The organism is Streptomyces sp. NPDC031426, assembly GCF_055581585.1.
The window spans coordinates 71,598-85,819 of sequence record NZ_JBVIJE010000023.1; the positions used below are offsets into that span (position 1 = coordinate 71,598).

Below are 14,222 nucleotides of genomic sequence, written 5' to 3' on the forward strand. Positions count from 1 at the left end.
AGCCGGACAAGCGGGGCGGGAGAGGAGGACCATGGGAGCCGCTGTCCCGACGCAACGGTTCCGAAGTGACGCCTGGGGGTGGGCCATGTCCGAGAGCGTGCCGGTGCGCTGCCCGGCCTGCCGGCGCGAGCACGTCTACAGCGCGCCGTCGTATCCGTGCGCATGCGGCGCGCCCACCGCGCCGCGGCTGGATCCGGCCGCCGAACCGGCCGTGGCGGCCCACCGGGCCTGGGACGATGAGTGGATCTCCGTGCCGTGCGCCGTTTGCGGGCGCAGCAATCAGTGGCCGCGCCCGGAACTGGGCTGTACCTGCGGCACTGTCCTGCGCATCCCGGTGGGGACGATGCCTCCGGCGGACCGCGGCATGCCGTCAGCGGCGGCCGGCAGAGCCGCGTCGGACAGCGGTAGGCGGTCGGCGGTGACCCAGCCGGGGTCCCCCGCCCACCGCCCCGCCTCCCAGCCGCGCGCCATCCGCACCGCCTGCGACGCCGTCACCGCCGCCGCGCTCTATCTGCGCTGGCTCGGTTACCGGGACCTCCGCCGCGCCGAACAGCGGCCCCCGAACGGCATCGGGCTCGCCGCGCACGGACTCCTCGCCCAGGTGGACCCGACCGTGCGCCCGGCGGCGCCGCGGGACGTGGAATGCCTGTGGCTGACGGCGATGACGGAGTCCGCGGACTGTGTGTACTTCTCCCTCGCGGGCTACACCGACGACGCCCGGGCCCGTGCGAACACCCTGGGCATCCCCCTCTTCGCCCTGGACCTCGCGGGCGTCCCGCAGCCGGTGAACGACGCGGCCGACGCCCTGAACGAGGCGGGCGCGCCGGGCGGTCGGCCATGGACGCGGCGGCGCCTGCAGTAGTACAGGGTGACGGCGCCGGACAACGGCAGACAGCAAGCGTTCAGCACCATTGCCCCCACGGGGTGATGTCCATCCGCGCGCAGGGTCGTCCACACGAACAGCGCCCCGTGGACCGAGCAGGCCGGCGCACCGAGTCCGGCGGGCACGACGGCCGCGGGGAGGGCAGCGGCAGACCGCAGGCGTTCATCAGCCATGACCCCCACGGGGTGATGTCCATCCGCGACGCAGGGTCGTCCACACGAACAGCGCCCCGTGGACCGAGCAGGCCGTCGCACCGAGTCCGGCGGGCACGACGGCCGCGGGACGAAAAGCCGGCTCGGCCAGGTCTCGCCCCACGGCCGCACCAGCCCCAGCGTCAGCCAGGCAGGCCCTCCTGGGCGAGCGAGAGCAGGGGCAGGAGCAGCAGCCCCCAGCCGGGCGTGAGCATCGCGTCATACTCGCTGTCACCGAGCCGCAGCCGCACGCCGAGCACGACGGCCGGCCGCCACAGCCCGGACGGCAGGCTCACCCATACGGCAGCGGCGGCGGCCCAGCGGGGGACCTGCGGTGCGGTCCGGGGGCGGGGCGGGTTGTGGCGGGCGCGGCCGTGGCCATGGAGGGACCCCTTCGCAAGCGGGCCCTTCTCGACAGGCCCGATGCCGTCCCGCGGGGCCGGCCGCGTCCGGCTGCACGGTGAGGCCGCCTCCGCCGTGCGGCGGAGACGGGCTCACCGGTCGTGCCGCGACGGGCTCACCGCCCGTACCGAGCGGGACTCACGCCCCGTACGTCTCGCGCAGTTCGACCTTGCGCACCTTTCCGGACACCGTCATCGGGAAGGAGTCGAGGAGCTGGAGCCGGCTGGGGATCTTGTAGTGCGCGAGCCGGCCCCGACAGAAGGCGCGCAGTTCCTCCAGGCTGAGCGGGTCGGTCGCGTCGTGCGGGATCACACAGGCCAGGACCTCCTCGCCGTACGTCTCGTGCGGCACTCCGACGACCTGGACGTCCCTGATCTTCGGGTGGGCGTAGAGGAACTCCTCGATCTCGCGCGGGTAGATGTTCTCGCCGCCCCGGATGATCATGTCCTTGATCCGGCCGACGATCTCGACGTACCCGTCCTCGCGCATCACCGCCAGGTCCCCGGTGTGCATCCAGCGGCCCGTATCGACGGCCTCGGCGGTCTTCTCGGGCTCGTTCCAGTAGCCGAGCATCACGCTGTAGCCGCGGGTGCACAACTCCCCTGCAGTGCCGCGCGGCTGGGTGACCCCGGTGGCCGGGTCGACGACCTTGACCTCCAGGTGCGGCAGCACGCGGCCGACGGTGCCGGTGCGGTGCTCCAGGTCGTCGTCCCGGCGGGTCTGCAGGGACACCGGCGACGTCTCGGTCATCCCGTAGCAGATGGAGACCTCCGCCATGTGCATCTCGGCGACGACCCGCTTCATCACCTCCACCGGGCACGGCGAGCCCGCCATGATGCCGGTGCGCAGCGTCGAGAGGTCGTACGTGGCGAAGTCGGGGAGGTTCAGCTCGGCTATGAACATGGTCGGCACGCCGTACAGGGACGTACAGCGCTCCTGCTGCACGGCCTCCAGGGTGGCCCTGGGCTCGAAGGACGGGGCCGGGATGACCATGCAGGCGCCGTGCGAGGTGGCCGCCAGGTTGCCCATCACCATGCCGAAACAGTGGTAGAACGGGACGGGAATGCAGATTCTGTCCTGCTCGCTGTAGGCGATCAACTCCCCCACGAAGTAACCGTTGTTGAGGATGTTGTGGTGGGACAGGGTGGCGCCCTTCGGGAAGCCGGTGGTCCCCGAGGTGTACTGGATGTTGATCGGGTCGTCGCAGGACAGTTCCGCGTACGGGGCGTCACCGGTGCCCCGCCCGAGCAGCGCCTCCCAGCTCGGGTCGCCGATGTACACGACCTCGCGCAGCGCCGGGCACCGGCCGCGCACCTCCTCGACCATCGCGTGGTAGTGGCTGCTCTTGTGGCTCAGCGAGGCGAACAGCAGGGAGATCCCGGCCTGGTTGAGCACGTACTCGATCTCGTGGGTGCGGTAGGCCGGGTTGATGTTCACCATGATCGCGCCGATGCGGGCGGTGGCGTACTGGACCAGCACCCACTCCGGGCAGTTGACCGCCCAGATGCCCACCCGGTCGCCCTTGACGACTCCGCTCGCGATCAGCGCCTGGGCCAACTCCTCGACGGCCGCGCCGAATTCGGCGTACGTCCAGCGCCGCCCCGACGACACGTCGACCAGGGCCTCGCGGTCCGGCCAGGCGGCCACGGCGCGGTCGAGGTTGGCGCCGATGGTGTCCCCGAGCAGGGCGGTGGAACCGGTTCCGTGGGTGTACGACAGCGATGCGGTCACCGGAAGTCCTCCTCGCGGTACTCGTGCTCCGAGCCCTGGGCGGTCGCCTCGCGCAGCTCGATCCGGCGGATCTTGCCGGAGACGGTCTTGGGCAGCGCGCCGAACTCCAGCCGGCGGATGCGTTTGTAGGGGGCGAGCACCTGGCGGGAGTGCTCCAAGAGAACCTTCGCGGTGTCCGGTCCGGGCTCCCAGCCTTCGGCGAGCACGACGTAGGCCTTCGGCACCGCGAGCCGCAGCTCGTCCGGCGCGGGCACCACGGCGGCCTCGGCCACCGCCTCGTGCTCCAGCAGCGCGCTCTCCAGCTCGAACGGGCTGATCTTGTAGTCGGACGCCTTGAAGACGTCGTCCGCGCGGCCGACGTAGGTCAGATAGCCGTCCTCGTCGCGGGAGGCGATGTCCCCGGTGCGGTAGTAGCCGCCCGCCATGGCCTCCGCCGTGCGGTCCGGGTCGCCGTGGTAGCCGGTCATCAGGCCGACCGGGCGCTCGGAGAGGTCGAGGGCGATCTCGCCCTCGGTGGCGCCGGGTGCACCGGAGACCGGGTCGAGGAGCTCGACGCGGTAGCCGGGGCTCGGGCGGCCCATGGAACCGGTCTTCAGTGGCTGGCCGGGGCTGTTGGAGACCTGCACCGCGGTCTCGGTCTGCCCGAAGCCGTCCCGGATGGTCACGCCCCAGGCCCGCCGGACCTGTTCGATGACCTCGGGGTTGAGCGGCTCTCCGGCAGCCACCACCTCGCGGGGCGGGGTGGCGAGGAGGCTCAGGTCGGCCTGGATGAGCATGCGCCACACGGTCGGCGGGGCGCAGAAGGTGGTGACTTCGGCCCGGTCCATCTCGGCCATCAGGCGGGCCGCGTCGAACCGCGTGTAGTTGAAGAGGAAGACGGTCGCCTCGGCGTTCCACGGCGCGAACAGATTGGACCAGGCGTGCTTGGCCCAGCCCGGCGAGGAGATGTTCAGATGCACATCACCGGGTTTCAGGCCGATCCAGTACATGGTGGCCAGATGCCCGATCGGGTACGAGGTGTGGGTGTGCTCGACCAGCTTGGGGCGGGCGGTCGTGCCGGAGGTGAAGTAGAGCATCAGCGGGTCGTCGGCCAGGGTGGGGCCGTCGGGCACGAACCCGGCGGGGGCGGTGTACGCGTCCTCGTACGGCTCCCAGCCCTCCTGCGGCGGGCCGCCGACCGTGATCCGGGTGTATCCGCCGGGCACCTCGGCGAACTTCGCGGCGTCCTCGGCCCGTACGATCACGTGCTTCACCCGGCCCCGGTCCACGCGGTCGCGCAGATCGGCCGGACCGAGCAGCGGGGTGGCGGGGATGACCACCGCGCGCAGCTTCATCGCGGCCAAGGCGGTCTCCCACAGCTCGGCCTGGTTGCCGAGCATGACCAGGATCCGGTCCTCGGCGGCGACACCCCGCGCCCGCAGATGGTTCGCGACCCGGTTGGACCGCTCGGACATCTCGGCGAAGGACAGTCGCGTCTCGACGCCGTCCTCCTCGACGATGTGCAGCGCGGTCCGGTCGTTGCCGGCAGCGATCGCGTCGAACCAGTCCAGCGCCCAGTTGAACTGCCCGGGCCGCGGCCAGGCGAAGCCGTCGTAGGCGGCGGCATAGTCCTCTCGGTGCGCCAGCAGAAAGTCCCGGGCCTTCCGGAACGACTCGGTCGCCGTTGTCATCACACACTCCTCGCATCACCGGCGCGCCCTGGGCCTGCGGCTCACTCCCGCTGTTCCGGACCATTGCCGGGCGGCTCTCTGGCATCGTCTAATCCGTGATGCAGGTCTCACTACCCCCGAACGGGGGTGTGGACGGCAGAAGGGGCGAACACGTGACGGCGGACGCGGCGGGAACGGTGGAGATCGGCGGCGCACTGGTCCGGCTGCGGCGTGCCACGGGGCTTCCCGTCGCCTTCGGCGGCCTGGTCGAGTCCGGCCGGCCGCAGATCCGGATCAGCGAGCTGAGCGGCACGACCACGGCCGCCCTGCGCTCGCTCGCGGTGACCTCCGGAAACGGACTCGGCGGCAAGGCGGTGGCGCTGGCCCGGCCGTGCGCGGTCACGGACTACTCCAGCTCCCGGCAGATCAGCCACGAGTACGACGTCCCGGTGGCCGCGGAGGGCATCCGCTCGGTCGTCGCCGTGCCCGTGGTGGTACGGCGCCGGGTGCGCGGCGTGCTCTACGGCGCGCTGCGCACGGCCCAGCCGCTGGGTGACCGCACGCTGGGCGCGGCCATGGCCGTCGCCCGGGACGTGGAGCAGGCGCTGGTGGTGCGGGACGAGGCGCGCGGGCTGCTGGCGGCGGCCCGGCCGGAGCCCGCCGGGGGCGACCAGGGTGCCGCCTGGGAGCAGGTGCGCGAGGCGCATGCGGCGCTGCGGGCCCTGGCCCCCCGGATCACCGATCCGGAGCTACGGGCCGAACTGCTGGCGGCCTGCGGAATGCTGACGGCGCCGGCACGGTCCGGCGGCGTGGCCCTGGCGCCACGCGAGCTGGACGTGCTGTCCTGGGTGGCGGCGGGGGCGACCAACGCAGCCGTGGCCGAACGGCTGGGACTGCGTGCGGAGACGGTGAAGGGCTATCTGCGCTCGGCGATGCGGAAGCTGGGCGCGCACACCCGGGGAGAGGCGGTGACCGCGGCCCGCAGGGCGGGGCTGCTGCCATGACGGCGGACCGTTGGGAAACCTGCCCATTCAAGCGGGGCAGTCTTGAATTTCTTTATGCTTGATCATTTGTTATTTCCCTCACCACGGCTTCCGTCCGAATTTCAGCGATCGTTGCCTAGAATTTGCCCAGGACACGACACACGAGGGGAGCGGTGACCGTGCGACGGGACTTCCAGGAGCCTGCCAGGTGCCGCCCCGACCTGGTCATCGGCCGCGAGGACCTGCTCGCCGGCGCCCGCGACCAACTCGCCTCGGGCGGCAGTGTGCTGCTCCACGGTCCCGCGGGAATAGGGAAATCCACCGTCCTGCGGGAGTTGGCCGAGGAATACGGCGCCACCGCCCGCACCGTCCTGCGCTGCTCCGCCACCGAGTCCGAATCCCATCTTCCCTTCCTGGCCCTCGCCGACCTGTTCGGCCTGGTCCTCGACGACGTCTCCCCCCGGCTGCCCGCCGCGCAGCGCACCGCCCTGGAGTCGGCGCTCACCGGCCGCGGCGAGTCCAGCCTCCAGCGCGACGGACTCGCCCTGCGCCTCGCGGTGCTCTCCACGCTGCGCGCACTGGCCGCGCACGGCGGTGTCCTCGTCGTCGCCGACGACCTGCAGTGGCTGGACCCGGCCAGCGCCGAACTGCTCGGCTTCGCCGCCCGCCGGCTGGAGGGCACCCCGGTGCAGCTGCTGTGCGCCGTACGCACCGAGGGCCAGGACAGCCAGGAGTACGACCGGCATCTGCGCGCCTGCCCGCCCGGCACCCTCGCGGTCCGGCTCGGCCCGCTGTCCCGCGCCCAGGTCGCCCAGCTCCTCGACCACCGCGGCCACGGCGGCCTGCCCCGGTCCACCGTCCGCGAGATCCACCGCACCAGCGGCGGCAATCCGCTGTTCGCCCTGGAACTCGGCCGCGCCCTCGCCGACAGCCCCACCCCGCCCCGGCCGGGCGAACCGCTGCCTGTGCCGACCAGCCTGCGCGCCCTGGTGCTCAGCCGCCTGGACATGCTGTCGGTCGAGGCCCGCCGCACCCTGCTGGTGGCCAGCGCCGGCGCCCGCCCCACCCCGGCACTGCTGCACGCCGCCGGCCGGGAGAACGCCGAGGCCGAGTGCGCCCAGGCCGCCGAACTCGGGCTGCTGGCCACCGAACCCGACGCCCCCGCCGTACGGTTCGCACACCCGCTGATATCGGCCGCGCTGTACGCGGAGGCGCCCGCGCACGAGCGGCGTGCCGCGCACGCGGCCCTGTCCACGGCCGCCTCCGACCCGATCGAACGGGCCCGGCACCTGGCCCTGGCCACCACCGGCACCGACCCGGACGTCGCCGCCCGGCTCGCCGAGGCCGCCGCCCTCGCCCGGGACCGCGGCGCCCCCTCGGTCGCCGCCCACCTCGGACTGCTCGCCGCCCGGCACACCCCCGCCGACGGGGCGCCCGGCCCGGAGGAGCGCCGGCTGCAGGCCGCCGAGGACGCGATCACCGCGGGCGAGATCGACCTGGCCCGGGACATCGCCCGTGAGGTGCTGTCGCGGGCGAGTGTGCCCGCCGAACGGGTGCGGGCCTGGATCATCGTCATCGACACCGCCGGTCACACCATGGCCGAGGTCGACGCCGTCTTCCCGCAGGCCCTCGCCGACGCCGGCGACGACCCCCGGCTGCTGGCCCTGGTGCACTATCAGCTGGCCTGGCGGGCGCTGATCGTGGAGGGTGACTTCACCGAGGCCCGCGAGGCCGCCGCGCACGCCGCCGAGCTGGCCGCGCGCGGCAAGGACCGGCGCACCGAACTGCTCTCCCTCGCCTTCCAGGCCCAGACCGAGACCCTGATGGGCCATCCGGAGGCGCCCCGGACCATCAAACGCGCCCTGAAGGAGCCTCAGGACCCCAGGGTGGCCTGGCACCACAACGGGGCGGGCAGCGCCCGGTTCCGCTGGCTGGTGATGAGCGACCAGCTGACGGAGGCCCGGGTGGCGGTCACCGCGCTGCTGCGGGAGGTGCGCCGGCGCGGCTCGGTGGAGAGCGAGGTGCACTTCCTGCGCGGCATCGCCGAGACCGAGCTGCGCGCCGGGCACTGCGGACGCGCCCTGGAGCTGGCCCGCGAGAGCCTCCGGCTGGCCCGGGACTCGGGGATCGGCGAGACCGCCTCGGCGATGCTCACCTCGCTCGCCGAGGCCTCCGGCGGCGACGTGGACCGGGCCCTCGCCCTCGCCCGGGAGGCGGTCGAGCACGCCGAGGAGGACGGCGACCAGATGTACCTCTCCCGGGCCCTGGGCGCGCTCGGGTACGCCCAGCTGGTGGCCGGGGACCCGGCGGGCACGGTCCGCTCGCTGCGCCGGGTGCGGGCCCTGGAGCTGGGGCTCGGCATCACCGACCCGGCGCGCGGCCGCTGGCACGGCGATCTCGCCGAGGCGCTGGTCCGGATCGGTGAACCGGCCGAGGCGCAGGACGTCATCGACGTGAGCCGCGAGCACGCCCTGAGGCTCGGCCGGGAGAGCGTCCTCGCCGTCCTGGACCGCTCCGAGGCCCTGGTGCGGGCCGCCCGGGGCGAGCTGGAGGCGGCGATCGCCCAGCTGACGTCCGCTCAGGACCGGCTCGGCCAACTCGGCTACGGGCTGGAGGAGGCACGCGCCGCGTTCGCCCTCGCCCGGCTGCGCGGCAGGGGCCCCGGCTCCGCGGCGTACGACGAGGCCACCCGGATGTTCCGCCGCTGCCGGGCACTGCCCTGGCTGCGCCAGGTGGACGAATCCCTCACCGCCCCCGAGCCGGAACCCGCGCGTCCCGTGCCGGGCGCCCTGGACGCGCTGGACGTGCTGGCCGCGATGGAGCGTCAGGTCGCCGCGCTGGTCATGGAGGGCGCCACCAACCGGGAGATCGCCGCCCGGCTGTTCATCAGCGTCAAGACGGTGGAGGCGACCCTGACCCGGGTCTACCGCAAGCTGGGGATCCGGTCGCGGGTGGACATCGTCCGATTGGCGGCGGCTCGCCGCGCGAAGTGAGAACGCGGCCGGTTAACTGAACCGGACCGAGGGTTTTCCCTCACCCAACCCCCTAGGGGGTTCCCTCATTGGGAGCCGAGGGTGCCGGGTCCTAGCGTAATGGGCGTGCCGCTCGCCCGGGCATACGGGGGTCGGTCCCGCGACCCCCGTGCAAACCCCACACCCGTGCGATCCCCCACCGGTGCAACCCATTCAGGAGACTCATGTTCGGGCCCAGACGCGCAAGACAGGCCGCCGCGAGCCTGGTGGCCGCAGCCGCCGCGGTGACCGCGCTGCTCGCCTCCCCCACGGCGAGCGCCGCACCCCAGCCCATCGTCGGCGGTACGACCACGTCGACGGCGGCGTACCCGTTCGTCATGCAGATCACCGACGCGTCCGGCAGCCTGTTCTGCGGCGGCACCCTGGTGTCCGCCACGAAGGTGGTGACGGCCGCGCACTGCATGGCCGGCCAGCCGGTGAGCAACATCCGTGTGGTCGGCGGCCGGACCGAACTCAACGGCACCGACGGCACGGTCAGCAAGGTCAGCAGGATCTGGGTCAACCCGGACTACACGGACGCCACCGGCGGCCACGACGTGGCCGTACTGACCCTGTCGACGGCGATGCCGTACCAACCGGTGTCGTACGTCTCCTCCTCCCAGACGGGCGTGTACGCGGCCGGCACCACGGCCCGGGTCCTCGGCTGGGGGACCACCTCGGAGATCGGCGGCCCCTCCAATCAGCTGCGGACCGCGACCGTCCCGGTCGTGTCCGACTCCAGCTGCCGTTCCTCCTACGGTTCGGACTTCGTCCAGTCCGACATGGTGTGCGCCGGATACTCCTCCGGCGGCGTAGACACCTGCCAGGGCGACAGCGGCGGTCCCCTGCTCATCGGGGGCGTCCTGGCAGGGATCACTTCCTGGGGCGAGGGGTGCGCGGAGGCGGGTCACCCGGGTGTGTACACCCGGCTGACCGCCTTCTCGGACCTGGTGACCGCGCAGGTCAACTCGTGACCCGGAAGAAGGACACCTGAGCACCCCTCAGGTAGATGCCAGGGGGGCGCTGCGAGCCACCACGAGCGGCCCGCAGCGCCCCCCTCTCCACGTTCACCCCCGTGGAACGCGGGGGCTACTTGTCGGCCGTGAGCTTCCCTGCCGCGCCCCGGCTGTCCGCCGGGACCTCATGGTGCCGGGCCGGCCGCTGGTCGCCCCGGAGCCCATGCCGGCATCGCGCGGGCCCTGCTGGATGGTGACGATCGGCATGCCTGGACTCCCCCGGTACCAGCCCCGCCGGGCGCCAGCCCCCGAACGCCGTACCCGCCACGCCGACCCACAAGCCGGCCCTGGCTCAGCGCCGGGCGCCGCACCCACCCCACCGTGGGCCGGGCCGCGTACTCGCCGTCCCCGGCCGGCCCTCCCGGGGGGTCCGCACGGGAACCCGCGGTCTCTCCGGGTCGGTCATGGTGTGTGGTCGCAGACCGAGGGGAGCCAGGTCAGGCCCTGGCTGCGGGTGAGGGTGTCCAGGGAGGCCAGCAGGGTGTTCAGATGGCCGGGGTGGGCGAGGAACTCGATCGTGGCCTCCGCGAACGCGTCCCGTACCGAGGGCGGCATCGCGTCGGAGGCGTCGAAGCAGTGCACTGCCCGGCCGTCGAGGAGGATCGCGGCGAGGGAGCGGTGCCAGGCCGGGCCGGCGGCGGAGGGCGCCGGCTGCGCCCCGGGGCTGACCGAGAAACCGGATTCCCTGGCGTTCCAGGCACGTTGGGCGCCCGCCGAGGCGAGGTGCCGGATCAGCGTCTTGGCCTGCGGGGTGTCGTGCAGCAGGGCGACCAGGTCCCCGGAGACCTCCCAGGCGTCGCTCGCCCGCGCACCGGGGATCCGCCGGGCCGAGGGCTCGTAACGGCCGTCCACGCGTTTCCAGGAGTCCTCGCTGCGTATGAAGGACGCCTGGTGCTCCAGCGTGCAGCCGCGCGGGCTGGTGGTAACCGGTTTCGACGCGTCCTGGTACGGCGTCTTCAGCACGCGCCGGACCAGTTCGGGGTCCCCGCCGGCCCCCACCAGCCGCCCCCAGGTGGTCCAGGCCGACCGCACCTCCTTGGACGTCCAGGGCAGCTCGCCGCGCGCCCAGCGCTGATACGTGCCGGGGCCGTACTGCTGGAGCAGGATGTCCTCGACCCAGTCCGTGCCGGGCCAGCCGCTGGTCGCCCCGGAGCCCATGCCGACGCACCACTGGCCGGGCTTGCCCGCCGCCTCGGCGCGCTGCCGCTCGCTCGTGCTCGCCGGGTACCAGACGACGGACTTCAGGTCGGCCTTGAGCGGGAACCAGTAGACGTGCCCGTCCAGCGGCGTGGTCCAGGACGCGCCGAAGCCCGCCCGGGGCACGAGGTCGTCGAGGGGTTTCAGCTGTCCCCGCCCGGCGTAGTCGGCGAGTTCACCGGGACCGGTCAGCACCACCACGTCCGGTGGCGTCCCGGCCTCCACGTCGGCGCCGAGCACCTGGCTCTCGGCAGAGCTGCCCTGGTAGTCGACGTGGATGTGGTACTTGCGCTCGAAGGGTTCGATCACCGACTCCCGGAAGTTCCGCTCGTCGGTGCCGGTCCAGTTGGCGAGCAGTGTGACGGTCGGCTCCTGGCCGAGGGCGCGCACGGCGAACACTACGGCCGCCGCCAGCAGGACCAGACAGCTCGCCAGCACGGTCAGGGTGCGGATGCGGCGGGCACGGGAGGCGGTGGGCGTCGCGGCGCCGCCCTGCGGGGCGCTCACCGGGGCCTGAACCGGTAGTCGTCGATGTGCCGCCGCAGCCCCGTCTCGGCGAGGGCCATGAGCAGGATGCCTCCTATCAGGATCCACACCGCGGCCGAAGCCCGGAAACCGGTGTGCGCCAGGTACGACGCGGTGTGCCGCCCGGCGTCGGTGATGAGCCGCCCGGTCAGCGGGCGGTCGAGCAGCTTGCGGGTGTGCGCCATCCCCTGATGCGTCCACACCGTGAACAGCAGCGTGACGACGAGCCCGGCGGCCAGCAGGGCGCCGGCCGCGAGGAGACCGCGGTTGTACCGGCGCCGGAAGCGCCGGCGCAGGAACAGCTGGGTCTCCAGCAGGGCCGCGCCGAGGGAGAGGGCCAGCAGCAGGGTCGTACCCCAGCCGAGCCACAGCAGCGGGCCGAACGAGGTCTGCCGGTGCACCGCGGCGCGCTGCTGGCGTTGCAGAGCCGTCAGCCGGGCCTGGATCCCGGAGCCCTTGTCGGTCAGGATGCTGGTGGCGTAGCTGAGGTAGGCCTCGCGCAACACGCTGTCGTCGGGCTGGAGTTGGGCCTGCTGGACCTTGACGGCGTACACCGTGATCAGTCCGGCGACCGTCTGCAGGGCCTGTCGGCCCGCCGGCCCCCCGACGTCGTCTGCGGCGGCGGCCGCGAGGCTCTGCGCGGCGACCGAGATCTGCTTCTGGAAGTCGCTGGTCGGTGCCGCCGCGCCGGCGTCCTGCTGGGCCTGGCCGAGCGCGTACAGCGCGGTGTCGATGGACAGCACGGCCGGAGCGCTGGAGGTGCGCAGCGGGTTCGCGTCACCGTGCACGCCCTCGTAGGACAGGAACAGCGACAGCGTCAGCAGCGCGGACAGGGCCAGCAGCAGGCGGTGGCGTACGGCGAGATCGTGGGCGGTCGTACTGCCGCCGCCCGCCGGACGCCGAGCGGGAGGGAGCAGCCGGTGGCGGAGTCGGGCCGGTCTTCCGGCGGGGGCGCGTCGGTCGGCCGGAGCGCGTCGGCCGTCCGGGGTGGCAACGGACGTACCGGCGGGCAGGCCGGCGTCGTGACCCGGTTCTCCGCCGGAAGGCGTCGCGCCCCTGCCGCGGGTCATGGCGTCGGCTCCCTCAGCCGGCGGCCGCAGTCGCCCCCGCAGTAGACGGAGTCGGCGGGGCCGAGCCACTTGCAGTGCGGGCACTCGACCAGGGCGTCGGCGTCGGGGGGCGTGGCGGTGCCGGGTGGGGGCGTGGCCGGCGGGCCGGAGCTGGGGGGCTGCGGCGGGGTCGTCAGGGCGCTGGAGAGGATCAGGTGCTGCCAGTCGACGTCCTTCAGGCCGGCCCGGACCCGGCCGGTGCCCGGTTCCTCGATCCGCCGCAGTGCGCCGAGGAACTGGGCGTCGCCCAGCTCACCGGCGAGGGCCAGGGCGCGCGCCAGATGCCGGTCCGCCTCGGTCCGGCCGCCGGTGCCGCGCAGCCAGGCCCGGTAGGCGCCCGCGACGGCGGCGCTCGCCTGCTGGTACAGCTCGTGCCGGCGGACTCCGGGATGCTGCCGGGAGGCGTCGAGCGGGTTGTCGGTCCAGCGGACCAGGACGGGCCGCGGCGCGGGCAGCCGTACCGGGCGCCCGAAGTGCGGTACGGCGACCTCCACGGCGGCGAGCTGAAGGTCCTCGCCGGTCTCGCGGCCGGCCGGGTCGGCGGTCAGGACGACCTGGTAGTGCCGTGTCTCGTCGCCCCAGGCGCGGGTGACGTACTCGGCGCCGCGGCCGCCGGAGCCGGCCGGGACGGCGGCCAGTTCCTGCTCGCCGGGCACCACCTGCTTGACCCGGCGGATCACCGTGCCGGGGGTGGGGGTGATCCTGATGCGCAGCTCGGGGATCGCGGTGCCGAGCAGTCCGGTCACCAGCTCCTCGTAGGCGGCGGGAAGTTCGGATTCCTCGCGGACCGCTCCGGCGCGGCCGTGCAGCCGCCGGGCGATGCGCAGCAGCAGCTCGGCGTCCCAGTCGTCGCCGATACCCCAGGCGTCACAGACGAACCGGCCCTCGCAGGCGTCCAGGGCGGTGTCCAGCGACATCGCGGCCCGGTGGTCGTGCTCGTTGCGCCCGTCGGTGAGGAGCAGGACGTGCTTGACGGGGGCGGGCTGCTCCTTCAGCAGCCGCCGGGCGAGGTCGAGCCAGGTGCCGAGGGCGGTGCCGCCGTCCGCGTCCAGGATCCGTACGGCCCGCTCGGCGGCCTCCCGTTCGGCGGGTCCGGCGACGGCCATCGGGGCGCGGCCGGGGCCGGGATGGACCACGGTGGCGTCGAACCGCCCGGAGAGCACGGCGAATGCGGTGCCGTCGGGCAGCAGCCGGACCGCCGCGGCGGTGGCGTCCTTCGCCGCGTGCAGTTTGGCGGCGGGGTGGAGCATGGAGCGGGACGTGTCGACGATCAGCACCTCGGCGAGCGCGGGGCCCGCCCCGTGCGCGGGGGCGGGGCCGGATCCCGGGCCGCCGGGACCGCCGCGGCCGCCGTGGCTGCGGACGCCGATCTCCAGGATGGCGTGCATCTCGCGGTCGGCGGACTGGCCGGGCGCGGGCGCGGCGGGCAGTTCCTTCTGCTGACCGACCGCGAGTGTCACCTCGATCTCCTCGGCGATCTCCCCTGCCTCGGTCATCGTGTGTCCCCCAGGTGCTCACGGGCGTG

10 protein-coding genes are annotated in these 14,222 nt (G+C 73.6%); 4 read left to right on the forward strand and 6 right to left on the reverse strand.

From position 1 onward, the window contains the following. The first annotated feature begins 85 nt into the window (after positions 1-85). Positions 86-862: a hypothetical protein gene (locus ACZ5NH_RS34190; protein ID WP_468780846.1), complete on the forward strand. Its 777-nt coding sequence runs from the start codon at positions 86-88 to the stop codon at positions 860-862. 355 nt (positions 863-1,217) lie between these two features. Here the strand turns inward: ACZ5NH_RS34190 and ACZ5NH_RS34195 are convergent, their stop codons facing one another. From ACZ5NH_RS34195 to ACZ5NH_RS34205, 3 genes are all read right to left on the reverse strand, one after another. Then, positions 1,218-1,370, reverse strand: a complete 153-nt coding sequence (locus ACZ5NH_RS34195) for a hypothetical protein (RefSeq protein WP_468780848.1) — start codon at positions 1,368-1,370, stop codon at positions 1,218-1,220. 244 nt (positions 1,371-1,614) lie between these two features. Next, positions 1,615-3,207: an AMP-binding protein gene (locus tag ACZ5NH_RS34200; RefSeq protein WP_468780850.1), complete on the reverse strand. Its 1,593-nt coding sequence runs from the start codon at positions 3,205-3,207 to the stop codon at positions 1,615-1,617. Further along, positions 3,204-4,877, reverse strand: a complete 1,674-nt coding sequence (locus tag ACZ5NH_RS34205; RefSeq protein WP_468780852.1) for an AMP-binding protein — start codon at positions 4,875-4,877, stop codon at positions 3,204-3,206. The genes ACZ5NH_RS34200 and ACZ5NH_RS34205 overlap by 4 nt, the downstream gene beginning before the upstream one ends. A 152-nt stretch (positions 4,878-5,029) precedes the next feature. On the opposite strand from ACZ5NH_RS34205, the gene ACZ5NH_RS34210 reads away from it, so the two are divergent. From ACZ5NH_RS34210 to ACZ5NH_RS34220, 3 genes are all read left to right on the forward strand, one after another. Further along, complete coding sequence (locus ACZ5NH_RS34210; protein WP_468780854.1) at positions 5,030-5,860, forward strand: helix-turn-helix transcriptional regulator; 831 nt, start codon at positions 5,030-5,032, stop codon at positions 5,858-5,860. Between the two features lie 152 nt (positions 5,861-6,012). Continuing rightward, positions 6,013-8,832: an ATP-binding protein gene (locus tag ACZ5NH_RS34215; protein WP_468780856.1), complete on the forward strand. Its 2,820-nt coding sequence runs from the start codon at positions 6,013-6,015 to the stop codon at positions 8,830-8,832. A gap of 203 nt (positions 8,833-9,035) precedes the next feature. Further along, entirely contained in the window at positions 9,036-9,824 is a 789-nt protein-coding gene (locus ACZ5NH_RS34220) for a S1 family peptidase (protein ID WP_468780858.1), read from the forward strand. Between the two features lie 444 nt (positions 9,825-10,268). Here ACZ5NH_RS34220 and ACZ5NH_RS34225 read toward each other — a convergent pair whose 3' ends face one another. Genes ACZ5NH_RS34225 through ACZ5NH_RS34235 form a run of 3 tightly spaced genes read right to left on the reverse strand, consistent with a single transcriptional unit; the run spans position 10,269 to position 14,193 of the window. Then, positions 10,269-11,570 carry an ABC transporter substrate-binding protein gene (locus tag ACZ5NH_RS34225; RefSeq protein WP_468780860.1) on the reverse strand — a complete coding sequence of 434 codons (1,302 nt, stop codon included), beginning with the start codon at positions 11,568-11,570 and terminating at the stop codon, positions 10,269-10,271. Further along, a complete protein-coding gene (locus tag ACZ5NH_RS34230) occupies positions 11,567-12,658 on the reverse strand; it encodes a hypothetical protein (RefSeq protein ID WP_468780862.1) in 1,092 nt (363 codons plus the stop codon). Before ACZ5NH_RS34230 ends, ACZ5NH_RS34225 begins: the two co-directional genes overlap by 4 nt. After that, positions 12,655-14,193 carry a VWA domain-containing protein gene (locus tag ACZ5NH_RS34235; RefSeq protein WP_468780864.1) on the reverse strand — a complete coding sequence of 513 codons (1,539 nt, stop codon included), beginning with the start codon at positions 14,191-14,193 and terminating at the stop codon, positions 12,655-12,657. Before ACZ5NH_RS34235 ends, ACZ5NH_RS34230 begins: the two co-directional genes overlap by 4 nt. Positions 14,194-14,222: the final 29 nt, after the last annotated feature.